This is a genomic window from Agromyces terreus, from assembly GCF_009749465.1.
In the GTDB taxonomy this organism is placed as follows: Bacteria; Actinomycetota; Actinomycetes; order Actinomycetales; family Microbacteriaceae; genus Agromyces; species Agromyces terreus.
Map to the genome: position 1 here is coordinate 519,220 of NZ_WBIS01000002.1, position 22,412 is coordinate 541,631.

The 22,412-nt window shown below is 72.7% G+C and carries 18 protein-coding genes; 12 read left to right on the top strand and 6 right to left on the bottom strand.

Going from position 1 to position 22,412, the window contains the following annotated elements:
• Positions 1 to 50 precede the first annotated feature (50 nt).
• On the top strand, positions 51 to 1,376 hold the full coding sequence (locus GQQ92_RS07490; protein ID WP_156998588.1) for an alpha-hydroxy-acid oxidizing protein: 1,326 nt from the start codon (positions 51 to 53) through the stop codon (positions 1,374 to 1,376).
• A gap of 33 nt (positions 1,377 to 1,409) precedes the next feature.
• On the opposite strand, the gene GQQ92_RS07495 is transcribed toward GQQ92_RS07490, so the two are convergent.
• Complete coding sequence (locus tag GQQ92_RS07495; RefSeq protein ID WP_156998589.1) at positions 1,410 to 3,986, bottom strand: rhomboid family intramembrane serine protease; 2,577 nt, start codon at positions 3,984 to 3,986, stop codon at positions 1,410 to 1,412.
• 44 nt (positions 3,987 to 4,030) lie between these two features.
• Positions 4,031 to 5,413 (bottom strand): alpha/beta hydrolase, encoded by a 1,383-nt coding sequence (locus GQQ92_RS07500; protein ID WP_156998590.1) that lies wholly within the window; start codon positions 5,411 to 5,413, stop codon positions 4,031 to 4,033.
• A 172-nt stretch (positions 5,414 to 5,585) separates the two neighbouring features.
• Here GQQ92_RS07500 and GQQ92_RS07505 point away from each other — a divergent pair, with 172 nt between their 5' ends.
• On the top strand, positions 5,586 to 6,971 hold the full coding sequence (locus GQQ92_RS07505; RefSeq protein WP_156998591.1) for a glycine--tRNA ligase: 1,386 nt from the start codon (positions 5,586 to 5,588) through the stop codon (positions 6,969 to 6,971).
• Positions 6,972 to 7,204: 233 nt separating this feature from the next.
• Here the strand turns inward: GQQ92_RS07505 and GQQ92_RS07510 are convergent, their stop codons facing one another.
• The 4 genes from GQQ92_RS07510 to GQQ92_RS07525 form a co-directional block, all read right to left on the bottom strand.
• Complete coding sequence (locus tag GQQ92_RS07510) at positions 7,205 to 7,894, bottom strand: GNAT family N-acetyltransferase (RefSeq protein ID WP_156998592.1); 690 nt, start codon at positions 7,892 to 7,894, stop codon at positions 7,205 to 7,207.
• A gap of 53 nt (positions 7,895 to 7,947) precedes the next feature.
• On the bottom strand, positions 7,948 to 9,339 hold the full coding sequence (locus GQQ92_RS07515) for a glutamyl-tRNA reductase (protein ID WP_156998593.1): 1,392 nt from the start codon (positions 9,337 to 9,339) through the stop codon (positions 7,948 to 7,950).
• A gap of 73 nt (positions 9,340 to 9,412) precedes the next feature.
• The gene (locus tag GQQ92_RS07520) at positions 9,413 to 10,162 is read right to left on the bottom strand and encodes a hypothetical protein (RefSeq protein ID WP_156998594.1); all 750 of its coding nucleotides are present in this window, start codon (positions 10,160 to 10,162) and stop codon (positions 9,413 to 9,415) included.
• A 368-nt stretch (positions 10,163 to 10,530) separates the two neighbouring features.
• Entirely contained in the window at positions 10,531 to 13,086 is a 2,556-nt protein-coding gene (locus tag GQQ92_RS07525) for an Ig-like domain-containing protein (protein WP_156998595.1), read from the bottom strand.
• A 401-nt stretch (positions 13,087 to 13,487) separates the two neighbouring features.
• On the opposite strand from GQQ92_RS07525, the gene hemE reads away from it, so the two are divergent.
• The 10 genes from hemE to GQQ92_RS07575 all read left to right on the top strand — a co-directional run bounded on the left by hemE (position 13,488) and on the right by GQQ92_RS07575 (position 22,120).
• Complete coding sequence (gene hemE / locus GQQ92_RS07530) at positions 13,488 to 14,636, top strand: uroporphyrinogen decarboxylase (protein WP_156998596.1); 1,149 nt, start codon at positions 13,488 to 13,490, stop codon at positions 14,634 to 14,636.
• Positions 14,633 to 16,261: a protoporphyrinogen oxidase gene (gene hemG, locus GQQ92_RS07535; RefSeq protein ID WP_156998597.1), complete on the top strand. Its 1,629-nt coding sequence runs from the start codon at positions 14,633 to 14,635 to the stop codon at positions 16,259 to 16,261. The genes hemE and hemG overlap by 4 nt, the downstream gene beginning before the upstream one ends.
• 100 nt (positions 16,262 to 16,361) lie before the next feature.
• A complete protein-coding gene (locus GQQ92_RS07540) occupies positions 16,362 to 16,832 on the top strand; it encodes a hypothetical protein (protein WP_156998598.1) in 471 nt (156 codons plus the stop codon).
• Positions 16,833 to 16,844: 12 nt separating this feature from the next.
• Entirely contained in the window at positions 16,845 to 17,249 is a 405-nt protein-coding gene (locus GQQ92_RS07545) for a phage holin family protein (RefSeq protein ID WP_156998599.1), read from the top strand.
• On the top strand, positions 17,236 to 17,544 hold the full coding sequence (locus tag GQQ92_RS07550; protein WP_156998600.1) for a DUF3618 domain-containing protein: 309 nt from the start codon (positions 17,236 to 17,238) through the stop codon (positions 17,542 to 17,544). Before GQQ92_RS07545 ends, GQQ92_RS07550 begins: the two co-directional genes overlap by 14 nt.
• A gap of 23 nt (positions 17,545 to 17,567) precedes the next feature.
• Positions 17,568 to 18,224: a GntR family transcriptional regulator gene (locus GQQ92_RS07555; RefSeq protein ID WP_156998601.1), complete on the top strand. Its 657-nt coding sequence runs from the start codon at positions 17,568 to 17,570 to the stop codon at positions 18,222 to 18,224.
• Positions 18,225 to 18,307: 83 nt separating this feature from the next.
• On the top strand, positions 18,308 to 19,045 hold the full coding sequence (gene hemQ / locus GQQ92_RS07560) for a hydrogen peroxide-dependent heme synthase (RefSeq protein WP_156998602.1): 738 nt from the start codon (positions 18,308 to 18,310) through the stop codon (positions 19,043 to 19,045).
• Positions 19,045 to 20,322, top strand: coding sequence for a ferrochelatase (locus GQQ92_RS07565; RefSeq protein ID WP_156998603.1), 1,278 nt, complete (start codon positions 19,045 to 19,047; stop codon positions 20,320 to 20,322). Before hemQ ends, GQQ92_RS07565 begins: the two co-directional genes overlap by 1 nt.
• The gene (gene hemC / locus GQQ92_RS07570) at positions 20,319 to 21,311 is read left to right on the top strand and encodes a hydroxymethylbilane synthase (RefSeq protein WP_269149156.1); all 993 of its coding nucleotides are present in this window, start codon (positions 20,319 to 20,321) and stop codon (positions 21,309 to 21,311) included. The genes GQQ92_RS07565 and hemC overlap by 4 nt, the downstream gene beginning before the upstream one ends.
• Positions 21,308 to 22,120 carry a uroporphyrinogen-III synthase gene (locus GQQ92_RS07575; protein WP_156998604.1) on the top strand — a complete coding sequence of 271 codons (813 nt, stop codon included), beginning with the start codon at positions 21,308 to 21,310 and terminating at the stop codon, positions 22,118 to 22,120. Before hemC ends, GQQ92_RS07575 begins: the two co-directional genes overlap by 4 nt.
• Positions 22,121 to 22,412 lie beyond the last annotated feature (292 nt).

A 22,412-nucleotide genomic window follows, 5' to 3' on the forward strand; every position in this document is an offset into this window, starting at 1 on the left:
GCGGATACGCTGGCGTGAACCGCGAGGGAGCCGGAGCGCGAGGGGGAAGCGTGAGCGATGCAGATGGTCGGGGAATCGGCCGGGCCGTGCAGTCCGAGGTCTACCGCGCCGGGCTGAGCGGGTCGAAACCCGCCGTGCCGGTGGACCCGGCCGCGCTCGAACGGGCTGCGCGCAAGGCCACGACCGCCGAGGCGTTCGCCTACCTCGCCGGCGGCGCCGGGTCCGAGTCGACGATGGCGGCGAACCGCGCCGCCTTCGACCGGTGGCGCATCTGGCCGCGGGTGCTGCGGGATGTCTCGCACCGCGACCTCTCGATCGAGCTGCTCGGCCGTCGTCGGTCGACGCCGTTCCTGCTCGCGCCCATCGGCGTCGCCGAGCTCGCGCACCCCGACGCCGACACGGCCGTCGGCCGGGCGGCGGCCGCGCTCGACGTGCCCTACGTGCTGTCGAACCAGGCGTCGCGCTCGATGGAGGAGGTGACCGCCGAGATGGGCGACGCGTCCCGGTGGTTCCAGCTCTACTGGAGTTCGTACGACGAGCTCAACGAGTCGTTCGTGCGTCGCGCCGAGGCGTGCGGCTGCGAGGCGATCGTCGTCACGCTCGACACGCACCTGCTCGGCTGGCGCGCCCGCGACCTGGACGCCGCGTTCCTCCCGTTCAGCCGCGGGCAGGGCATCGCCCAGTACACGAGCGACCCGGTCTTCGCCGATCTCGTGCGAGACCGGGTGGCGGCGTCGGGCGCGGCGCCCGGAGCCGCCGGCGCCGGGTCCCGCCCCAGGATCACGCCCACCCTGCTCGTCTCCGCCCTGTCGATCGCCCGCGCCGGAGCCCGCAGCCCGCTCGTCGACGGCGGCATCCGCGAGGCGCTCAGGTCGCCGTTGCCGCGCGCGGCGATCGAGACGTTCCTCGACGTCTTCGCCGACCCGGGCCTCACCTGGGACGACCTCGGCAACCTGCGCGAATGGACGGGCCTGCCGATCCTGCTGAAGGGGGTCATGCATCCGTCGGATGCCGCGCGGGCGCTCGACGCGGGCGTCGACGGCATCGTCGTCTCCAACCACGGCGGCCGGCAGATCGACGGCTCCGTCGCCTCGCTCGAGGCGCTGCCCGCCGTGCTGGAACGCGTCGGCGGACGCGTGCCGGTCGTGCTCGACAGCGGGGTCCGCGGCGGGGCCGACGCGTTCAAGGCGCTCGCGCTCGGCGCCTCCGCCGTCGGCATCGGACGCCCCTACGCCTACGGCCTCGCGGTCGCGGGCGCCGAGGGCGTGCGCGAGGTCGTGCGCAACCACATCGCGGAACTCGACCTCACGATGGCGCTCGCGGGTCGCCGCTCCATCGAGGAGATCGGCCGCGACTCGCTCGCCGCGTCCGAGTAGCGCCGCACCCGCGGCATCCGCTCGCCCCGGGCGTCAGCCGCTCAGGGTCCGCACGAGCGCGACGGCCTCCTTCGGCGACACCTCGGGCAGGTAGGCCCTGCCGATCGCGAGCCCGATCGCCGGCAGCGCCAGCGGATCGGGGTACGCCATCGAGATCGTGACGTAGTCGGGGTTGAACTTCGCCTTGAAGCGGAACAGCGAGGTGAACCCGTAGGCCGGCTCGAGCGTGCGGCCGAGGAACTCGAGCAGGCGCGACATCGCCGTCGGCTCCGGCGGCTGCTCGCCGGCCACGACCGGCTTCGTCGCCAACGGGGCGCCCGAGAGGCTCAGCACCTCGGCGCCCTCGTCCTTCATGTGCAGCGCGGCCGACGCGATGAGGAACTCCATGATGCCGTTCATGCTCCCGTCGGCGCGGCGCATGAAGTCGATCGTCCAGCCGATGACGGCCCCGTCGCGGTACACCGGCAGCCAGCTCGTCACCGCCTGCAGCCGCCCGTCGGGCGCGACCGCGAGCATGAGGCGCACGTCGGGGTCCTTCAGCTCCTCCATGCCGCCGAGCGTGAAGCCCATCTCGGGCATCTCCTTCTCGGCGACCCACTCCTCCGAGATCGCGGTGATCTCGGCGACGGTCGCACGCGGCAGCTCGCTCCAGCTCGCCCAGACCGTGGTCATGCCCTCCTTGACGCCGCGGTTCAGCGCCTGCCGCACCTTCTGCCACGGCTTTCCCGTGAGCTCGAGGCCGGTCGTGCGCACGACCGTCTCCTCGCCGACCGACATGTGCTGCCAGCCGAGCTCCTCGAACACCGGCAGATACTGCGGGTGCACGCTGTAGAAGACGGGCACCCAGCTGTTGCGGTCGCAGAAGGCGGTGAACTCGCGGATGACCCGGCCGGCGTCCTCGTCGCGGCAGATCGGGTCGGACAGGGTGATCGCGATGCCGTTGATCACCCGGTACGCGACGGCGGCCTCGACCTCGGACGAGGTCCAGATGACGTTGCCGGGCCACGTCGACATGAAGCCGAGCGTGCCGCCGCCGTTGCGGCGGAGCAGCTCGCGCAGATGCGCGGCATCCGCCCCCGCGCCGACCTCGGTACGCGTCATGAGGTGCACGCTCGCGACGATGAAGACGATCCAGAACACGACTCCGACGCCCTGCCAGAGCACGCTCGTCAGGTCGTGGCCGGGCACGACGATCGGGTCGACGACCGCGAGCAGATGCGGCGGCACGAAGCGCTTGAGCGTGTCGACGGCGAGATCGGCGGGGGTCGCGGACGGCCAGAACTCCTCGATCGTCACGAGGCCCACGACGAAGTAGACCCCGGCGAGCACGACGAAGGTCGCCGCGACGACGGCGACGAAGCGCCGGTACGCCCGTCGGGGGGACCGGATCCGGAAGTGGCGTCGCGTCACGAAGAGCATCACGAGGATCCCGATGGGCAGCGCCAGCGCGGCCAGCGCCCACACGACGAGCTCGCCGAGATCGAACACCGTCCAGGTGCCGTCGTCGAGGTCGCCCGTCGTCACGGTCACGTCGAGCGAGGTGCGCGCGAAGAGCAGGATCGCGACGTTGACGACGATCCCGAGCCAGCGCGCGAACCGGCGCCCGCGGTGCAGGCCCCACGAGGCGAGCAGGAGCAGTGCGACCGGCACGAACGAGAGCAGCAGCATCCCGAAGCCCTGGGAGGTGAGGATCGCGAGCTCGCGCAGGCAGTCGTCGCCGAGGGATGCCGCCGTGTCGCCGCAGCGCGCCACGAGCTCGTCGAGCGACACCGGATCCTCGGCGAAGAGGTACGAACCGAACGCGAACGGCGTGAGCTCCGACCGGTTCACCAGTGCCACCACCGGACCGACCGCGGTCACCGCGATCGTGGCCGCGACGAGCGTGCGGGTCTCGGCGTGCGAGCTGCGCCGCACCGAGAGCTTCGAGGCGTCGCCCGCGAGCAGCGCGCCCAGCAGGTAGCCGGCGACGGCCGCGATGAGCCGGTACGCGTTCGAGGAGTCCCCGTCGTAGAGCACGAACGTGAGGATCGCGGCGAGCGTCACCAGCCGGATACGGCGGCGCCACAGCGCCCCCATGAACGACGTCGAGGCGATCAGCGCGCCGACGACGCCCGTGAGGGGGTCGAGGGTGAGGTCGGCGGAGGTGCCGGTGGCCCACCACTCGCCGACCTCTGCGCCGAACCACTGCAGCCACGTGCCGAGCGCGACGCCGATCGCGCCCGTCACGGCGAACGCGACGATCGCGCGCCAGGTGCCCATGCGCCGCTCGGCGACGCCGAGGAGCAGGAGCGCCGCGATGACGCCGAAGACGAGCTGGAACGGGTCCTGCGGGATCACGAGCGCCGTGAAGACGGTCCACCACTGCCCGCCGTCGAAGGTCGTGATGACGCCCGCGGCCCAGGCCTCGAGCGTCGCCTCGCTCGCGAGCCCGAACATCGTGCCCGTGACCGCCGCCGTGACGACGAGCGTCAGCGCGACGGCGATGCTGAACGGGATGCGCCGGGCGAACGAACCCAGGAGCTCGCCCGTCGATCGCAGGCGGCCCTTGGGCTCGACGTCGCCGGGCGGGCCGGAGGCCTTCATGTCGGTGCGGGTCGTGTGCTCAGCCATTGCCACTCCTCTGGCGTGCGGTGGACGTGGTCCGTCGTGCGTCGTCAATCCTCGGGCGCGGGCGTGCCCTCGGCCGGCGGGTCGCCCTCGGCGGGCGCCTCGCCCTCGGCCGGCGGGTCGCCCTCGGGCGGGGCGAGCCCCATCCTGGTGGTGAGCAGCGCGAAGCCCTCCTCGAGCCCGCCCGTCAGGGCTGCCGCGTCGTGGCCCGCGTCGGGCACCTCGACGTAGGCGGCATCCATGCCCGCGGCCGTCGCCGCGTCCGCGAGCCGGTGCGTCCCGGGCTGGAAGGCGCGGTCGCGCTCGCCCACCGCGAAGATCGCGGCACTGTCGGGGTAGGGCGCCTTCGCCTCCATGATGGTCACGGGCTTGACCTCGTCGTAAGCGGCCTGATCGCCGCCGAACACGTCGGCCAGCACCTCGCTCGACCGCTCGACCCCCGCGTACTCGGTCGGTGCGACCGCGACGATGTTGCCGAACGACTCGGGGTACTTCGCACCGAAGTACGCCGCGCATCCGCCGCCGTTCGAGTAACCGGCCACGGTCGTGAACGTCGGCCCCTGCAGCACGTTCAGGTGCAGCCGCGCCCACGGGAGCACGTCCTGCATGACGTACGTCTCGACCTGGCCCAGCTCGGTGTCCAGGCACAGCGGGTCCACGGTCGGGTCGCCGAGCTGGTCGATCACGAGCGCGATGGGCGCGAGCCCGTCGTGCTCGGCGGCGAGGTCGTCGAGCGCCTCCGCGATGAAGGTCGCGTCGGGCGACCCGGGCTGGCCCATCATCATGATCACGAGCGGGAGGCGGGGCGGATCCTCGACGAGCGCGGCGGGCGGCAGGTACAGCTCCGCCCGCCTGGCCGGGAATCCCGAGATCGTGTTCGGCACCGCGGGCACCGGATAGCCCACCTCGCCGTGCGTCGGCATGCCCGGCGGGGCCGTCCAGGTCGTGTACAGCGGTTCGGCGGGGTCGGCGGGCGGCGGATCGACCCCGGGGTCCCGGATGTCGAGCGGCGCCGCCGTCGAGATGTCGAGGAGGTCGCCGAGCGTGCGGTCGAGCGCGTAGTCGGCGTTGATGCCGAGCATCGCGGTCGCCGCGAACACGGGGATCGAGAGCAGGGCGATGACCTTGCGCCACCAGCGCGAGCGCCACAGGTTCCAGACGGCGAGCGTGCAGGCGGCGAACGCGCCGGGGACCCACAGCCACGCGGCATCCGACACCGGACCGCCGAAGAGGTCGAGCACGTGCACCGAGGCCCAGAGCACGGCGCCGCCGACCATGCCCCCGACGAACATCACGACCAGGGCGGTGAGCGCCCAGCGCACGGATGCCTCGCGGCAGAGCAGATACGCGAACAGCACGCCCGCGATCACGTAGACCGTGATGAGCACGGGGCCCTCGACGATCACGAGATCGAGCACTGCATCGGGCATCCGTCCCCCCGTCCGCCGATGAGCACAGCGTACCGGCAGAGTCGTCGCCGCCCTCGGAGCGACGGACCCGGGCGGATGTCCCGGTGAACCGCCGGCGCGGGGCTCAACGTAGGATGGTGGCACCGTTTCTTCCGGGCCGATCAGCCCGAATCCCTCGACCATTGGAGCCACCGTGGCCGCCGCCAGCCGTCTCGATTCCGTCATCGCCCTCGCTCAGCACCGGGGCTTCGTGTTCCAGGCCGGCGAGATCTACGGCGGGTCCCGGTCCGCGTGGGACTACGGCCCCCTCGGCGTCGAGCTGAAGGAGAACATCAAGCGCCAGTGGTGGCGCTACATGGTGCAGGGCCGCGACGACGTCGTCGGCCTCGACTCGAGCGTCATCCTGCCGAAGGCCGTGTGGGAGGCATCCGGCCACGTCGAGGTCTTCAGCGACCCGCTCATCGAGTGCCTCAGCTGCCACAAGCGCTACCGCGAAGACCACCTCATCGAGGCCTACGAGGCGAAGAAGGGCCGCGCCCCCGAGAACGGGCTCGCCGACATCGTCTGCGCCAACTGCGGCACCCGCGGCCAGTGGACCGAGCCGCGCGCCTTCTCGGGCCTGCTGAAGACCTACCTCGGCGTCGTCGACGACGAGTCGGGCCTGCACTACCTGCGACCCGAGACCGCCCAGGGCATCTTCGTCAACTTCGCCAACGTGCTGCAGGCGTCGCGCATGAAGCCGCCGTTCGGCATCGGCCAGATCGGCAAGAGCTTCCGCAACGAGATCACGCCGGGCAACTTCATCTTCCGCACGCGCGAGTTCGAGCAGATGGAGATGGAGTTCTTCGTCGAGCCCGGCACCGACGAGCAGTGGTTCGAGTACTGGCTCGACCAGCGCTGGAACTGGTACGTCGACCTCGGCATCGACCCCGAGAACCTCCGCCGCTTCGAGCACCTGCCCGAGAAGCTGTCGCACTACTCCAAGCGCACCGTCGACATCGAGTACCGCTTCGGCTTCACCGGCGGCGACTGGGGCGAGCTCGAGGGCGTCGCGAACCGCACCGACTTCGACCTGTCGACGCACACGAAGCACTCCGGCAAAGACCTGTCGTTCTTCGACCAGCAGAAGAACGAGCGCTGGACCCCGTACGTCATCGAGCCCGCCGCGGGCCTCACCCGCTCGCTCATGGCGTTCCTCGTCGACGCGTACCACGTCGAAGAGGTGCCCAACGCGAAGGGCGGCGTCGACAGCCGCACGGTGCTGCGCCTCGACCCGCGTCTCGCCCCCGTCAAGGTCGCCGTGCTGCCGCTGTCGCGCAACGAGAAGCTCTCGCCGCTCGCCCGCGAGGTCGCCGCGAACCTGCGCAAGAACTGGAACGTCGACTTCGACGACGCCGGCGCGATCGGCCGACGCTACCGCCGTCAAGACGAGATCGGCACCCCGTTCTGCATCACGGTCGACTTCGACTCGCTCGACGACGACGCCGTGACCGTGCGCGAGCGCGACAGCATGGCGCAGGAGCGCGTGCCGCTCAGCGAGCTGCAGGCGTACCTCGGCGCGCGTCTCGTCGGAGCCTGACCCCGCGCCGGTCCGCCGGTCGAGGAGGCGCGCCAGCGCCGTCTCGAGACCTCGCCGGTCGAGGAGGCGCGCCAGCGCCGTCTCGAGACCTCGCCGGTCGAGGAGGCGCGCCAGCGCCGTCTCGAGACCCCTCGTGCAGGTCTCGAGACGCTGCGCTCCTCGACCACCGGAGGGTGCAGGTCTCGAGATGCTTCGCTCCTCGACCGACGCTTCGCTCCCCGCCCGGCGTTGCGCTACTCGACCGCCGGGCGGCCGGCCCATTCACGCCGTAGGATGCCGTACATCGCGGTGTCCTGCCACTCGCCGTCGTTGTACTCCTCTTCGAGGATGGTCGCCTCGCGCCGCATGCCCAGGCGTTCGCACAGCGCAGCGGATGCCGCGTTGCGGGCGTCGAGCAGCGCGTGCACGCGGTGCGCGCGAAGCGTGTCGAACGCCAGCCGCATGATCGCGTCGGCCCCCTCGCGTGCGAGCCCGCGCCCCTGGAAGTCGGGGTGCACGACCCAACCGATCTCGAGCTGCCCGTGCTCGACGCGGTCGGCGCGAAGCATCACGTCGCCGATGACGCGCCAGCCCGCGGCATCCGCCCGCTCGTGCTCCATCTCGACGATGCGCGGTTCGCGGACGCGCGGCTCGCCGACGAGCTCCATCGCGAAGAAGACCGCGTCCTCGTCGCTCTCGAGGCGCCGGAGGCCGGCGCGCTTCTCGGTGTGGGCGCGCCCCTCGGCGGGTGAGCGCTCGGGCCACGGGATGTAGCGCAGCACCTCGGGAAGCCGCTGGTACTCCCACACATCGCGGGCGTCGGAGGCTTCGAGCGGGCGCAGGACGAGGCGCGCGGTCTCGATGGGTTCGAAGCGCGGGTCGTCGAGGTCGAAGGGCAGGGCGAGCTGCGGAGGCCCGTCGAAGCTGGGCGTCGCGGCGGTCATGCTCCGACGTTACCGCGGCGCGCCGACGCCGATGCGGTGAAGGCGCGCGGGCGTCAGCCGGCCGAACGCGTGTGCTGGGCCGCCGAGGTCGCCGCGGGGTCCGCCGGGGCGGATGCCGCGCCGCGATCGGCGCCGGTCTGCGCCGCTGCCGCCGGAGCGATGCCGAAGAGCGCGTCGAGGCCGTCGATCCACGCGCGCTGGTCGCCCGATCGGGCGAGCTCGCGCGAGCGCACCATCGGGGTGTGCAGGAGGACGCCGGCCATGTGGCGCAGCGCAGCCTCGGTGCGGCCGTCGTCGTCGCCGCGCGAGGCCGCGCGTTCGATCTCGGCGTCGAGGATGTCGAAGACGTGCTTGCGCAGGGCGACGACCGCCGGCGCGAGGCGCTGCTCCTCGCCGGACTCGCCGAAGGCGCGGGCGTCGTGCAGCACGATCGAGCGGGCGGCGTCGGTGGCGGCGAACTCCTCGAGCGGCGCGTGGATCTTGATCGTCTCGAGGTCGAGCAGCTCGACCCCGGGCACCTCGACGACGTCGGGCGCGACGTTGCGGGGCAGGCCGAGGTCGACGACCAGTTGGCGGCGGTCGGCGTGCAGGAGCGGTTCGGCGTCGCCGATGACGGGGAGCGCGGATGCCTCGGCTTGCGCCGCTCGGCCCGCGCGCAGGAGGTCGCGGTCGACGACCTGCCGGTCGGCCGTGGTGCAGGTGACGATGAGGTCGACGGATGCGGCCACCGATGCGTAGGCCGCCGCGGACACGGGTTCGATGCCGTGGTTCGCGGCGAACTTCGTGCCGCGGCCCGAGGGCGAGTACACGACGACGTCGGTCACGCCCCGGTCGCGGAGCGCGGCGAGGGAGGCGCCGGCGAAGCGCCCCGTGCCGACGAGGAGGGTGCGCGTCTGCGCCCAGTCGGTGACGCGGCTCTCGGCCAGGTCGAGGGCGAGCCGCACGAGGGAGCGCCCCTCGCCGCCGAGTTCGGTCTCGTTCTTGACGCGGCGTGAGGTCTGGGAGGCCCGCTGGAAGAGGCGTTCGAGTTCGGGTGTGGTGGTGCCCTCGGCGCGGGCGAGTTCGAGCGAGCGCTTGACCTGTCCGGCGATCTCGCCCTCGCCGACGACCACGGACTCGAGGCCGGATGCCACCGAGAAGAGATGCCCGGCGACGGCGTTGCCGTGCACGAAGCCGAAGGTCTGCCGCAGTTCGGCGGCATCGAGGTCGGCGACGGAGCCGACCGCGCGCACCGCCTCGTGCACGACCTCGACCGGGGACGAGCCGTCGGGGGCGTCGAGGTCGAGGTACGCCTCGAAGCGGTTGCAGGTGGCGACGACGACCGCGCCCTTCACGGCGTCGTGGCCCTCGAGAATGCGCGGTGCCGCCTGATTCGCGTTCGCCGAAAGACGCTCGAGCATGTCGAACCCGGCGTTCTTGTGACTCGCGGAGAAGCAGATGAGCACGGAGAGATTCTACCCGCCGTCGAGCGGGCTCCCGCCCGGGGGCCTGTGCACCGTGTCACGGTGCGCCGAAGTGCTACCTCCGTGCGGCGGCGAGGGCGCGGGCTTCGGCGTCTTCACGGGCCATCGCCGCGGTGATGACGGGGATGGGCGCAGTCAGCGGCGGCACCTCGAGGCCCTCGGCCGCGAGGGCGGTGCGGTGCTTCGCCTTCCATTCGCGCACGACGGCGAAGAACGCGGCATCCGAGAGCGCGAATCGACCCGGGCGGCCCGAGGCCAGGACGACCGGCAGCTCGACGCTGTTCTTGTGGCGGCGCACCCGGAGCACCAGCACCGAGAGCACCCCGGTGCCGGCGACGGTCGCATCGGCGCGGATGTTGCGGACCTCGCGCCACGGGTACGAGTCGACCATGCGGGGGCGGCGCCCGCCGTCCCAGAAGGCGATGCCGGACTCGTCGGCGACGATGCTGTAGCGACGACTGATGCGGATCGGCGAGGCGTTGTCGAGCCGGAGCTCGTTCATGCGCTGGGCGAGCGGGCCGACGCGGATCGCGCACGCGAGCCCCTCCGGATGCCGGCGCGCGAGCGCGGTGCGGCGGGCGCGGACACGTGCGTCGCGCACGAGCAGCGCGATCGCCGAGACCGCGGCGCCCACGAGGCAGGCCACGGCGACGAGCGAGGCCAGCCCCTCGGCCGGCACCGCCGGGAGCCGGGAGACGAGACCGTGGATGACGGGGGACCCGGCGATGAGCGCCGCCACCACGAGGGTGGCCGCGACGGCCACGAGCACGGTGAGGACCGTGCGGTGCCGTGCGTCGGCGCTCATCGCCGGGCTCCGTCGGCGACTCGGCGAACGGCGGACGACGGGATGCCCGGCTCGGACAACCCTGCTTCGAACGAGTGCGGGCGCGCGGCATCGGAGCCACGACTCGCACGGTCGGACATCGGCGAGGGGGACAGAGGGGGACACACGAACCAGGACACGTCGTCTTTTCTCCGGGGGGACGGAGGCACGCCGCCTTCGGCGCGTCGTCGTGCGAGGGGGGCGCACGACGACACTGACCTTAGACCCTCGGCGCGGTCGCCGACAAGCGCGGATCTCGGGAGCGGTGGGCGGCCGTCGGCGGGCACGGACACGGGAACGGGCCCGCCACCGCGAGGTGACGGGCCCGTTCGAGTCGAGCGTGCGCCGGGTCAGCCGCGCGCGCCGGCGGCGCGACGACGGAGCGACATGATCGCCATGGCGGCGCCGCCGAGCAGCATCGCCGCGACGGCGACGAGTCCGGGCACGGTGCCGTCGAAGCCCGTGTCGGCGAGACCGGCCGTGGTGGCGTCGGTCGCCGCCGTGGCGGACGCGTCGTCGGCCGGTGCGGCCGCGGCATCCGCCGCCGTCACCGTGATCGGGACCTCGACCGTGCTGCCGTCGGGGAGCAGCGCCACCACGTGGTGCGCGCCCTCGGGCGTCGACGTCGGCACGACCGCCGCGAAGGCGACGGCGCCGTTCTCGTCTGCGGCGACCGCACCGAGCGCGACCGGGGTCGAGTGCAGTTCGAACTCGACCGAGGTGCCGGCCGGGAAGTCCGCGCCGGTCACGTTCACGGTGCCGCCGCGGACGATCTCGTGCACGTCGATCGCGAGCGAGGGCAGCGCCGTCGAAGGCTCCTCGGTGCCGGGCTGCTCGGTCTCGGTCTCCTCCGTGCCGTCGCCGGTCTCTTCGGTGCCGTCGCCGGGCTCTTCGGTGCCGTCGCCGGGCTCTTCCGTGCCGTCACCGGTCTCGCCCGCGGCGACCGTCGAGTCGATCACGATCGAGCGGTTGACGGTGCGGTTGTTGCCGGCCAGGTCGTTGAGGCCGACCCGCAGGGTGTAGGTGCCGTCGGCGAGGCTCGCCGGGAGGGTCCAGGCGCCGGCCCAGGCCGCGGCACCGGCGGTCGCCTGCGTGCCGAGCGACTTCAGGAGGGTGCCGTCCTTGTACAGGTTGACCACGACGGCGTTGAAGCCGCTGGCGTCGGATGCCTCGACGTCGACCTGCACGCCGGTGCTGGTCTCGAACACCGCGCCCTCGGCGGGGCTGGTGACGTCGAGCGTCGGCCGGGTGTTGTCGACCGTGATCTTCGTCTTCGTCTCGGTCTTGTTGCCGGCCTTGTCGGTCGCGGTGGCGAGCAGCGTGTGCACGCCGTCGGCGAGGGTCTTCGTGTTCAGGCTGAACTCGGGCTGGGCGCCGTTGGTCGCCTGGTACGCGTACGTGAGACCCGCCGAGTCGATGCGCAGGTTGTAGCTCTGCAGGTGCGCGTCGTCGAGCGTGACCTTCACCGGCACGGTGCCCTTGACGAACGCGCCGGCACCGGGGGCGTCGATCGTGACGACGGGCTTGGTGTTGTCGATGACGAACGGCACGACGCGGTTGGCCGAGAGGCCGTCCTTGTCGATGGCGTTGATCTTCAGCGCGTAGGCGCCGTCGGCGTACGCGGCGGTGTCGATCACGAGCTTGGGCTTCAGGCCGCTGTTGCTCGAACCGGCCGCCTTGGTGTTGTCGGTCAGCCACGTGCCGCCGCGGTTCAACTCGATGTAGGTGTAGCTGATGTTGTCGTCCTGCAGCTCGACCGTGAAGGTCTGCTTGCCCGCGACGATCTTGCCGTCCTCCAGCACCTTGGCGATGACCGGCGCCGGGCCCACCTGCTTGGTGAACGGCTGCGTCGAGCATCCGTAGTCGACACTGGTCAGCTTGATCGAGTTGGGGCCCGCGTTCACGTACACCTTGAGGGTCTCGACGATCGGGTTGGACTGGAGGTCCGCCGCGAGGTCGCGGGTCTCGTAGTAGCCGCCCTTGATCGACGAGTCGCGGAGGATGCCGCGCTGGGAGGTCCAGAAGCGTCCGTCGTCGTCGTAGTGCAGCTGGGCCGTGAGCTCGCCGCCCTCGAGGATGATGCCGCCCCAGTAGACGCCCGAGGTGGTGCCGTTCGCGGAGAGTCGCTCGAGGTCGGCGAGGCGGGTGCCCGCGGGGAGCGTGAGGCGGGCCCAGGCGGATGCGCCGGCCGTCGAGGTGAGCGTCATCGACCCGGACTGCCAGGTCGGGGTGACGCCGTCCTTGACGACCCAGGCGCCGAGCGCCTGGTCGGTGACGGGTGCAAGTGCGGTCGGGGCGTCGCAGGAGGCGCCGGCGAAGCCGTCGAACGTGTAGCGGTGCTCGCCCGCGACGACCGCGTGCACGACGCCGTCGCCCTTGACGCCCGAGCCGAGGCTGAAGCCGACCTTGACGATGTGCGCGGCGGGTGCCGCCGCCGACCACTCGGCGAGGGTGCCGAACCACTCGCTGCCGTTGCCGCCGTTCGCCGGGCCCGAGGGGTCGAGCGCCTTGAAGGCCGCGCTCGAGCTGCCGGTGAGCCACCAGTTCTCGCCGTAGACGGCCTCGCCGACGAGGATGCCGTCGGGCGTGCCGTCGTCGTCGATGTCGACGACGAACTGGGCGCCGGGCGCGATGCCGGTGGTCGCCGTGTACTCGACGCCGCCCGTCAGGGCCTCGTCGAGCGGCAGGTCGACGCCGAGGTACCCGGCGACCTTGTCGGTCGACGTGGTGCCCTCGGTCCAGATGTGCAGGCCGTCGGCCGTGCGCTCGTAGTGTCCGGTGGCGCGGGTCTCGCCGAACGACCACTGGTCGAGGGGCGCGGCCTGGGCGGGCGCGGCGACGGCGAAGCCGGCGAGTCCCAGCGCGAGGCAGGCGACACCGCCCATCGCGATCGTCTTCTTGATCATCGGGTTCCTTCTGGTCGCGAACGCGGGCGCGGCGGAGCCGGGGTCGCGTTCTGAGGGCGTGCCGTCCCGGCGGGCGGGTCGACGCTGATCACGCGGGCGCGGGGCACGGGCGAACACCCTCTGGGCGGGGGCCGGACGCTGGGCGTCCTGGGTCGGGCGTGCTCGTCGGGCCGGCGGGGTTCGGGTGAGCGGGTTCGCCGGACGTCGGAACGATTCAACGCTAACAAGCCGCTGACCGGCCAGATTGCGCTTTCCCCGCCCCATTTCGGGGGGTGCGGCCAGGAAGGCGTCGCCGTGCGCGGTCGCCGCGCACCCGTTGCGCACCCGCCACGCACCCGTTGCGCCGCGCAGCGTCACCGCAGGGGCGGGCGCCGACCGTTCGTTCAGGCCGATACGGGACAATGGCACGCGTGATCCTCTCTCCGCTGCATCCCCTCTCCGCAGGCCTCACCGGCGACTCGCGTCTCGTGCGCGCATACCGGGGCGAGCGCGCCGACACCGCGCCCGTGTGGTTCATGCGGCAGGCGGGCCGCTCGCTGCCCGAGTACCGCGACCTGCGGGTCGGAACGCGCATGCTCGACGCCTGCCTCGACCCGGCGATGGCGAGCGAGATCACGTTGCAGCCCGTGCGTCGCCACAAGGTCGACGCCGGCATCTTCTTCAGCGACATCGTCGTGCCGTTGAAGCTCGTCGGCGTCGACGTCGAGATCCAGCCGGGTCGCGGGCCCGTGTTCGGCCGCGGGTATGCGGATGCCGCGGGCGTGGCCGAGCTCACGGCGATCGACCCCGCGCGGCTCGACGAGGCATCCGCCCCTATCACCGAGGCCGTGCAGCGCACGATCGCCGAGCTGAACCGCACCGACAACGGCAGCGGCACCGCAACCCCCCTGATCGGTTTCGCGGGCGCGCCGTTCACCCTCGCCGCGTACCTCGCCGAGGGCGGCCCCTCGAAGGACCACCTGGCCGCGCGCACCCTCATGCACGCCGACCCGGGCGCGTGGCGCGCGCTCATGGAGTGGACGGCCGAGCTCACGGGCCGCTTCCTGCGCACGCAGGTGCTGGCCGGGGCATCCGCCGCCCAGCTCTTCGACTCGTGGGCGGGGGCGCTGTCGCTCGCCGACTACGAGACCCACGTCGCGCCCGCCTCGGCGACGGCGCTGAGCCACGTGCACGGACTCGAGTACGAGACGACGGATGCCGCGGGCGCGGCCGTGACGCGTGCGGTGCCGGTCGTGCACTTCGGGGTCGGCACGGGCGAGCTGCTCGGCGCGATGCACGCCATCGGCGTCGACGCGGTCGGCGTCGACTACCGGGTGCCGCTGGATGTCGCGGCGGCGCGCATCGGCGACGGCGTCCCGCTGCAGGGAAACCTCGATCCGGCGCTGCTGGCCGCGCCGTGGCCCGTGCTCGAGGCCGCGGTGCGCGACGTGCTGCGGCGGGGGCGGGCCGCCCCCGCGCACGTGTTCAACCTCGGCCACGGCGTACCCCCCGAGACCGACCCCGCCGTGCTCACGCGCGTTGTCGAGCTCGTGCACGAGGCGGGCGCATGAGCGAGGGGGTCGCGGCCGCGCCGGGCGGGACCGAGTCTGCCGGATTCGGAGATTCGGCCCGACACGCCGGTGGGCGGGATGCCGCAGACGGCGCGTCGGCGACATCTCCGAATCGGGCAGCCACCACGACCGACGTGGTCGTCGTCGGCGGGGGAGTGGCGGGGCTCGTCGCTGCGCTCGAGTGCGCGAAGATCGGCCTCGCCGTCACCGTGCTCGAGAGCCGCGAGGCGCCCGGCGGCTGCGTCGGCCGCGTGACGCTCGGCGGACTGACCCTCGATTCGGGCGCCGAGTCCTTCGCGACCCGCGGCGGAACGGTCGCCGAACTGCTCGACGGCCTCGGCCTCGCCGACGCGATCGAGCAGCCGGACCCCTCCGGGGCGTGGCTCGTCTGGCCGGCCGGGCGCTCCGGTCGCGACGGCTCGCCCGTCGACGCCGCGCCGTTGCCGCGCACGGGCATGCTCGGCATCCCGGCCAACCCCCTCGGCGACGACGTGCGACGCATCATCGGCTGGAAGGGGGCGTCCCGCGCCTACCTCGACCGGCTGAAGCCGATCCTCCGCATCGGTCGCGCGCACAGCCTCGGCAAGCTCGTGCGCGACCGCATGGGCGACCTCGTGCTCGACCGGCTCGTCGCGCCGATCTCGTCGGGCGTCTACTCGACGAACCCCGACGACCTCGACCTCGACGTGGTCGCCCCCGGCCTCAACGAGGCCATGACGCGCACCGGTTCGCTGTCGGGCGGCGTCGGCCAGCTCCTCGAGGAGCGCAGGGCGGGCAGCGCCGTGCAGGGGCTCGACGGCGGCATGCACCGTCTCGTCGACGCGCTGCTCGCGCAGCTCGAGCGCTTCGGGGCCGACGTGGTGACCCAGGCCCCCGTCACGTCGCTCGTGCGCGCCGAGGGCGACGGCGGCGACGCCGGCTGGCGGGCGACGGTCTCGCGCGACGACGAGGACGATCTCGTGCTCGACGCGCGGTTCGCGATCATCGCGGCCCCGGCGGTCTCGGCCCGGACCCTGCTCGCCGGCGCCCTCGACGGCTGGGCCGACGATTTCGCGGAGGGCCCGGCCGAGGCATCCGTCGAGGTCGTGATCCTCCTGCTCGACGCACCCGTGCTCGACGCCGCCCCGCGCGGCACGGGCGTGCTCGTCGCGACCGACACGCCCGGCATCACGGCGAAGGCGCTCACGCATTCGACGGCGAAGTGGCCGTGGCTGGCGAGGCGCACCGACGGTCGGCACGTCGTGCGACTGTCGTACGGGCGCACGGGCGAGCCGAACCCGCTCGCGGGGCTGAGCGACGACGAGGTCCGCGAGGTGGCGCTCGCCGATGCATCCGCCGCGCTCGGGGTCGACCTGCCCGCCGGCGCGCTCCTCGAGGTCGGCCGTGCGAGCTGGCGCGACGCCCTCTCCCAGGCGACCATCGGCCGCCGCGATCGCGTGCGCGCGCTCGAGGAGGTGCTCGACGCGGAGGACGGGCTCGAGGTGACGGGGTCGTGGGTCGCCGGCACCGGGCTCGCCTCGGTCGTGCCGCACGCGATCGAGGCCGCCGCCCGCATCCGGCATCTCGCGGTCGCACCCCGGATCGACCCCGGCGCGCGCCCCGACCCGACGGCCGGGAACGCATAGCCCGAACGGCATACTTTCGAGCGCAACCCCTTGCGCCACTCTTCTCGGGGTCTACGCTGGAATGACGTCGCGATCACGCGCGGTGGGGAATGGGGTGCACATGAAGGGCAAGGTCCTCTTCGTCGTCGGACTCGGGGTCGGCTACGTGCTCGGCACTCGTGCCGGCCGTCAGCGCTACGAGCAGATCAAGGAAGCAGCCGAGAGCGTGTGGAACACGCCGACGGTGCAGAGCGGCGTGACCACGGTGAAGGACTTCGCCATGGCCCGCGTCGGCGACGTCAGCGACACCGTGCTCGACGGCGTCAAGAACCTCATCGGCACCGCGACCAAGGGGTCGGGCGCCACCCGGCAGGATGTGAAGTCCGCCGCGCGGTCGGCGAAGTCGAACGTCACCAAGGCTGCGGATGCCGCGCGCGACGCCATCGACGACACCGCCGCGAAGCTCGAGTCGGCCATCGACGACGCGAGCGACATCGCGGCCGAGTCCGCCGCGCCGAAGAAGGCGGCCCCCAAGAAGGCGGCACCGAAGAGCGCCGCCTCGAAGCCGCGCACGTCGAAGTCCGGTTCCTAGGCGGGAGCGACCATGGCAGCCCCCACGAACGACGACCGCTCGCTGTTCCAGCTGATCGGCGAGCTTCCCGACACGGTCTCCACGCTCATCAAGGCCGAGATCGATCAGATCAAGGCCGAGATCTCCTACAAGATCAAGCACTTCGGCATCGGTTCGGGCCTGTTCGCGGCCGCGGCGGTGGTGGCCGTGTTCCTGCTGTTCACGCTCATCACGGCGGCGATCTTCGCGTTCGCGCTCATCATGCCGCCGTGGGCGGCCGCGCTCACCGTCGCCGGCATCCTGGTGCTCATCATCGCCGTGCTCGTGTGGATCGCGATCATCAACTTCAAGCGCGGCTCCCAGCCGCTCGAGTCCGTCGAGAGCCTGAAGGCCGACCTCGACGCGCTGAAGGGAACCGGTGACTATGACCACCGCTGACGCCGCCCAGCCGTCCAAGCGCACCGAGAAGGAGCGCGAGCGCAACCTCACCCGAGTGCAGGCCCGCGCCGCCTCCGAGCGCGCCCGTGCCGACTTCGCCGAGACGCTCAACGCCCTCGAAGACAAGCTCAACCTGCCCAAGCAGGCCAGGCGCAAGGGCCGGCAGGTCAAGGCCCGGCTGCGACGCATGGCCGACGAGCAGCCGGGCGTGCTGCTCGGCGCGGCGATCGGCGCGGTGGCGGTGGTCGGCGTCACCGTGTGGCTCGTCGTGCGCGCCGCTTCCTCCGACGACTGAACCCCGTCGCGAGCACGTGATCGATGCCGGCTGAACGACGTCGAGCGGGCCGGCACGGCGGCACCGCCGTGGAGCGCGTCGCCGACGCCCTGCGCGACGAGATCCTGACGGGCGCGCTCCCCGCCGGGGCGCCCCTGCGCGAGGAGGCCGCGGCCGCGCGGTTCGGCGCCTCCCGGCACACCGTGCGCGCCGCCTTCCAGCGGCTCGCGGCCGAACGGCTCGCGATCGCCGAACCGTACCGCGGCGTGCGGGTCGCCGAGTTCGACCGCGAGGCCGTCATCGCCCTCCAGCAGGTCCGCGCCGCGCTCGAGGTCGAGGCGGTACGCATCGCGCGCGAACGGCACGGAGCGCGGTGGCCCGACGACCTGCTCGCACCCGCACGCGACGCGCTCGTCCGGCTCGCGGCATCCGCCGACTGGCTCGAGGCGCAGCGCGAGCACCTGGCCCTGCACCGTGCGCTCGTCGCGGCGTCCGGGAGCCCGCGCATCATCGAGGCCCATCGGGCGATCGGCGGCGAGATGCTGCTGTTCCTGCTCCGCGTGAGCCCGCACTACACGCTCGAGGAGCTGGTCGCGGAGCACCGCGCCCTCGTCGACGAAGTGCAGTCGCGCGGGCCCGACGCGATCCGCGAGCACCTCGAGCACTCCACCGCGCTGCTCGTCGGTCCGCCCGCCCCATAGGCGTCGACCGCCGGATTGTCCACCCGCACGACGGATCTGCGCCGATTTTTGGCCGATCCCGTCGAAAGGGGGAGACTAGGTGCATGTCTTCCCCCGCTGCCGAAGCGGCAGCCGACGCGCTCCAGACCGAATCCGACGCCGAGCAGTCTCCTGAGGGCTACACGGTGTTCGCAGTGCTCCGCCGCGATCCCGCCCGCCCAGACGATCTCGACGGCCACGACGTGCCCAGGTTCGTCGACGAACTCGACGGCATGATCGACCTCGTCGAAGACGAGGGGGTCACCCTGCGCGGCATCTACGACGTGTCGGGCCTCCGCGCCGACGCCGACGTCATGCTGTGGCTGCACGGCGACACCGCCGAGGGGCTGCAGTGGGCGCTGCGCGAGCTCCGCCGGTCGCGGCTGCTGCGCGCCCTGCTGCCCACGTGGAACGCCATGGGCGTGCACCGCGACGCCGAGTTCAACAAGGCGCACGTGCCCGGGTTCCTCCGCGGCGTCGAGCCGAAGGACTGGCTCACCGTCTACCCGTTCGTGCGCAGCTACGAGTGGTACCTGCTCGACCCGGGCGAGCGCGGCCGCATGCTCGCCGAGCACGGGCGCAAGGGCGCCTCGTTCCGCGGCGTGGTCGCGAACACGGTCTCGGCGTTCGCCCTCGGCGACTACGAGTGGCTCCTCCCGATGGAGGCCGACGAGCTCACCGACCTCGTCGACATGATGCGCGACCTGCGCGCCACCGACGCCCGCCGCCACGTGCGCGACGAGCTGCCGTTCTACACCGGCCGACGCATCTCGACCGCCGAGCTCGTCGAGGTGCTGCAGTAATGGCGGCGGTGAACCTCGGCTCCAGCGGTGCCGACCGACAGGGCGCGGATGCCACGGGCACCGCGCACCGCGGACGCAAGCCCGCGCCCGCGGCATCCGCCCCCTGCGCCGTCGGCGCGATCGTGCCCGGCGCGACCCCGGCCGCCCAGGGCGGGCCCGAACACGTCACCGAGCCCGTCGCGTACGACGCGATCCTGCTCGCCGGGTTCGGCGGCCCAGAGGGCCAGGACGACGTCATCCCGTTCCTGCGCAACGTCACGAGCGGTCGCGGCATCCCCGACGAGCGCCTCGAAGAGGTGGCCCACCACTACCGCCACTTCGGCGGCACCAGCCCCATCAACGAGCAGAACCGGCAGCTGAAGGCCGCGCTCGAGGCCGAGCTCGCGAGCCGCGGCATCGACCTGCCCGTGCTGTGGGGCAACCGCAACTGGGACCCGTACCTCAACGACGCGCTCGCCGAGGCGAACGCCGCCGGCCACACGAAGCTCATCGCCATCGCGACGAGCGCGTACAGCTCGTACTCCAGCTGCCGCCAGTACCGCGAGGACTTCGCCGACGCGCTCGCCGACACCGACCTGGGCGACGTGATCCGCATCGACAAGGTGCGCCAGTTCTTCGACCACCCCGGCTTCGTCGCCCCGTTCGTCGAGGGCGTGCGCGACGGCATCGTCAGGCTCGTCGCGGCAGACCCCGCCCTGAACCCGGTCACCGACGTCGAGGTGCTCTTCGCGACGCACTCGATCCCGTCCACCGACGCCGCGAAGTCGGGCCCCGCCGAGCGCGGCTTCGGAGAGGGCGGCGCCTACGCGGCCCAGCACCGTGCCGTCGCCGAGGTGGTCATGCGCGAAGCGGGGGCATCCGACGTGCCCTGGCAGCTCGTCTACCAGTCGCGGTCGGGTCCGCCGTCGATGCCGTGGCTCGAGCCCGACATCAACGACGCCATCGCCGAACTGCCCGCCGCCGGCCGCAAGGCCGTCGTGATCGTGCCGCTCGGATTCGTCAGCGACCACATGGAAGTGCTCTGGGACCTCGACAACGAGGCGCTCGAGACGGCCGGCGAGCACGGCCTCGCCGCCGTGCGCGTGCCCACGCCCGGTACCCACCCCGCCTACGTCGCCGGCCTCGTCGACCTCGTGCTCGAGCGGGTGAACGGCACCCCGGTCGCCGAGCGCCCCGCGAAGACCGAGCTCGGGCCCTGGTACGACGTGTGCCGCCCCGGGTGCTGCGAGAACGTGCGACTCGGGTTCCGTCCCGCGCTGGCCGGGATCGCGCCGTGAGCGCCGCGTCCGGTTCCGTGATCCGCGTCGGCACGCGTGCGAGCGCCCTCGCGATGGCGCAGACCCGCCAGATCGCCGACCGCATCGCCGCCGCCGCGAAGGCCGAGGTCGAGCTCGTCCCCGTCACGACCGAGGGCGACACCTCGCGTGCCTCGCTCGCCTCGCTCGGCGGAACGGGCGTGTTCGTCACGGCGCTCCGCGAAGCGCTCCTCGAGGGCCGCTGCGACGTCGTCGTGCACTCGATGAAAGACCTCCCGACGGCCGAGCACGAGGGGCTCCGTCTCGGCGCCGTGCCGAAGCGCGCCGATGCCCGCGATGCGCTCTGCGCCCGCGACGGCCTCACGCTCGCGACCCTCCCCGAGGGTGCGCGCGTCGGCACCGGGTCGCCGCGCCGCATCGCCCAGCTGCGCGCCGTGCGCCCCGACCTCGAGGTGCTCGACATCCGCGGCAACATCGACACGCGGCTCGGCAGGGTCGCGTCGGGCGACCCGTCGACCGGCTCAGGAGAGGCGCTCGACGCGGTGCTGCTCGCGGCCGCAGGACTGGGCCGGCTGGGGCGGTCGGATGCCGCGACCGAACTGCTCTCGCTCGACGACTGGCCCACCGCCGCAGCCCAGGGCGCCCTCGCGATCGAGGTGCGCCGCGAGCGCGGAGACCGTGCGCTCGAGCACGCGCTCGAAGCCGTCGACCACCGCACGAGCCGCGCCGCGGCGCTCGCCGAACGGCTCGTGCTCGCGGGCCTCGAGGCCGGATGCGCGGCCCCCGTGGGCGTCACCGCGTTCCTCGACGACGAACTTCTGTTCCTGAGCGCGACCGTGTACAGTGCCGACGGTACGCGGCGCATCACCAGTTCGCATGCCGCAACCCCCGAGAGCCGCTCGGCCGCCGATCTGGCGGAATCGGCTCGTGATGTCGCCGATCGCGCCGTCGCAGAACTCCTCGGCAACGGTGCCGCTGAACTCGCTGCTGCCATTGAGGAGACTTCATGACCGAATTCGAACCCATCACCGGGGCCATCGGATTGCCCTCGCATGCCGGAAAGCCGTTGAGCGGCTGGCGCGTGCTCGTGCCCCGCGGCGGCCCCTGGGGCGACGGCGTCGCCGGCGCACTGCGCGCCCGCGGCGCGACGCCGATCATCGCCCCGCTCATCAACTTCGCGCCCACCGACGACCAGCCGGCGCTCGAGGCCGCGCTCGCGAAGCTCGCGGCCGGCGAGTTCGACTGGCTCACCGTCACGAGCGCCACCACGGTCGACGTCCTCTCCTCGTACGACGCCGTGATCCCGGAGACCACGAGGGTCGCCGCCGTCGGTGAGACGACCGCGGCCGCCCTCGTGGCCGCCGGGTACCACGCCGACATCGTGCCCTCCGAAGACAACTCGGCCAAGGGCCTGCTCGAGGAGTGGGAGGCCGCGACCGAGGGCGCCCAAGGCCTGCGCGTGCTCGCACTGCGCTCGGCCATCGCCAAGCAGGTGCTCTCGATCGGCCTCGCCGAGGCCGGCCACACCGTCGACGCGGTCGTCGCGTACCGCACCGTCGGCGTGCCCGTCGCGCAGAAGGTCGTCGACGACGTGCGCAGCGGCCGGGTCAACGCCGTGCTGGTGACCTCGGGCAGCGTCGCCGAGCAGGTGCAGGAGCAGCTCGGCCCGATCCCCGACTCCATCCTGGTCGCCGCCATCGGCCCCCAGACGCAGCGCGACGCGGCCGAGCTCGGGCTGCGGGTCGATGTCGTCGCGCGTGAGCGCAGCGCCGAGTCGCTCATCGACGCCGTCGTCGACGCCGCGATCGCCCACGCCTGACGCCACTCCGAGCCGGGACGCCGCCCCACGCCTGACGCGGCTCCGAGCCGGATGCCGCCCCGCGGCATCCGCTTGCCCGCGGCATCCGCCGCCCGTTGTCATTCCGGGCTGCTCCTAACGCCGACACGCCGGTCGAAGCCGACGACATGCCGGCTCGTCGGCCCGATGCCAGCCCGCAGTCGCGCCGCGAGCAGCCGAGCGGGCTCGCCCGAACTCCGTCTCCCCGGGCGCAATTCAGGCGCGGAGCGGCGTGTTGCCAGACGGTATGCGGAAAGCCGGCTCGCGACACACC

Bases quoted from the DNA above. Each gene is read 5' to 3' on its own strand.
- GQQ92_RS07520 (WP_156998594.1), bottom strand. From the start codon at position 10,162: ATGAGCGCCGACGCACGGCACCGCACGGTCCTCACCGTGCTCGTGGCC.
- GQQ92_RS07525 (WP_156998595.1), bottom strand. From the start codon at position 13,086: ATGATCAAGAAGACGATCGCGATGGGCGGTGTCGCCTGCCTCGCGCTG.
- GQQ92_RS07575 (WP_156998604.1), top strand. From the start codon at position 21,308: ATGACCGAATTCGAACCCATCACCGGGGCCATCGGATTGCCCTCGCAT.
- GQQ92_RS07540 (WP_156998598.1), top strand. From the start codon at position 16,362: ATGAAGGGCAAGGTCCTCTTCGTCGTCGGACTCGGGGTCGGCTACGTG.
- GQQ92_RS07555 (WP_156998601.1), top strand. From the start codon at position 17,568: ATGCCGGCTGAACGACGTCGAGCGGGCCGGCACGGCGGCACCGCCGTG.
- hemG (WP_156998597.1), top strand. From the start codon at position 14,633: ATGAGCGAGGGGGTCGCGGCCGCGCCGGGCGGGACCGAGTCTGCCGGA.
- hemE (WP_156998596.1), top strand. From the start codon at position 13,488: ATGGCACGCGTGATCCTCTCTCCGCTGCATCCCCTCTCCGCAGGCCTC.
- GQQ92_RS07565 (WP_156998603.1), top strand. From the start codon at position 19,045: ATGGCGGCGGTGAACCTCGGCTCCAGCGGTGCCGACCGACAGGGCGCG.
- GQQ92_RS07500 (WP_156998590.1), bottom strand. From the start codon at position 5,413: ATGCCCGATGCAGTGCTCGATCTCGTGATCGTCGAGGGCCCCGTGCTC.
- GQQ92_RS07510 (WP_156998592.1), bottom strand. From the start codon at position 7,894: ATGACCGCCGCGACGCCCAGCTTCGACGGGCCTCCGCAGCTCGCCCTG.
- GQQ92_RS07495 (WP_156998589.1), bottom strand. From the start codon at position 3,986: ATGGCTGAGCACACGACCCGCACCGACATGAAGGCCTCCGGCCCGCCC.
- GQQ92_RS07545 (WP_156998599.1), top strand. From the start codon at position 16,845: ATGGCAGCCCCCACGAACGACGACCGCTCGCTGTTCCAGCTGATCGGC.
- GQQ92_RS07550 (WP_156998600.1), top strand. From the start codon at position 17,236: ATGACCACCGCTGACGCCGCCCAGCCGTCCAAGCGCACCGAGAAGGAG.
- hemQ (WP_156998602.1), top strand. From the start codon at position 18,308: ATGTCTTCCCCCGCTGCCGAAGCGGCAGCCGACGCGCTCCAGACCGAA.